We start from the raw sequence: 1,299 nt of genomic DNA, 5'->3' as shown, positions 1-1,299 counted from the left end.
TGACCTGCCCCCGATAAATCGGGCCATTCATTCGGAGAGTTTGTTCTCGTAAAGTTCGTAGCAACGAGGAGAACAGACGATGCGCAAATCACGCTTTACCGAAGAGCAGATCGTGGGGATCTTGCAGGAGTATGCCGCCGGGGCGAAGGTCTCCGAGCTGTGCCGCAAGCACGGCATGTCGGACGCCACGCTCTACAAGTGGAAGAGCCGGTATGGCGGGATGCAGGTTTCCGAACTGCGTCGGCTGAAGGATCTGGAGGCCGAGAACGCCGAGCTGAAGCGTCTCCTGGCCGACGCGATGCTGGACAACGCCGGCCTGAAGGGGCTGCTGGCAAAAAACTCCTGACGCCTGCGCACCGCCGTGCCGTGGTGAGGAAGCTGATGGATGAACATCGGTTCACGGAACGGCGGGCGTGCAGGCTGGTTGGGATTTCACGGTCGAGCCTGGCCTATCGGGCGCGACCAGATCGCCACGCGCGGCTGAGAGAGCGCCTGATCACGCTGTCAGGCAAACACAGGAGATATGGCTACCGCATGTTGCATGCCAAACTGGTCCGCGAGGGCTTCAGGGTGAACGTCAAAGTCGTCGAGCGGATCTATCGCGAAGAACGGCTGTGGCTGCGCCGCACGAAGCGCAAGAAGATCCCTCGCGAGGCGCGCGACGGCAGCTGGTGCCCCATCGCTGCCAACCAGCGATGGTCGCTCGATTTCACCAGCGACGCGCTGGCCAATGGCCGCAAGTTCCGCAGTGCCAATCTCAAGGACGACTGCACCCGGGAGTGCCCGGCGATCGAGGTGGACTTCTCGCTGCCGGGCGATCGGGTCGTGGACATGTTGGAGCGCGTGGCCCGTGAGCGGGGATACCCCGATATCCTGGTCGTCGACAACGGCCCGGAACTCCGGGGGCGCGCGCTCGACGGATGGGCCGATGATCACGGCGTGCAGCTGTATTTCATCGACCCCGGGAAGCCGACCCAGAACGCCTACATCGAAAGTTTCAACGGCCGATACCGCGAGGAGTGCCTGAACCAGCACTGGTTCACCAGCATCGGCGAGGCCCGCGAAATCATCGAAGACTGGAGGATCGACTACAACACGGAGCGCCCGCACAGCAGCTTGAAATATCAGACCCCGGAGGAGTTCGCCGCCGCGCGGCCCTTCGACAAGACGCAATGGGCGCAGCCGCTTGAGCTCCGTGATGGCTCCGCGCCTGCGCCCATTGCTCACGCCGCCGAATGATGGCAACCAAAAGGAGAACAGACTCGACTTGCGACTGGCCCTAAGAAATGGGGCAGGTCA

The 1,299-nt window shown here is 62.6% G+C and carries 1 protein-coding gene; it reads left to right on the top strand.

From position 1 onward, the window contains the following. Positions 1–79 precede the first annotated feature (79 nt). Positions 80–1,239 (top strand): IS3 family transposase gene (locus tag GGR17_RS20160; protein WP_157445542.1). Its coding sequence is split into 2 segments (ribosomal slippage): positions 80–332 and positions 332–1,239, totalling 1,161 coding nucleotides; the frame shifts between segments, so codons are not numbered across the junction. Positions 1,240–1,299 lie beyond the last annotated feature (60 nt).

The sequence above is a fragment of the Actibacterium naphthalenivorans genome (assembly GCF_014196965.1).
GTDB classification, from domain to species: Bacteria; Pseudomonadota; Alphaproteobacteria; order Rhodobacterales; family Rhodobacteraceae; genus Actibacterium_A; species Actibacterium_A naphthalenivorans.
Note: the sequence above shows the minus strand (reverse complement) of the source record. Positions and strands in the feature narration are given on the sequence as shown.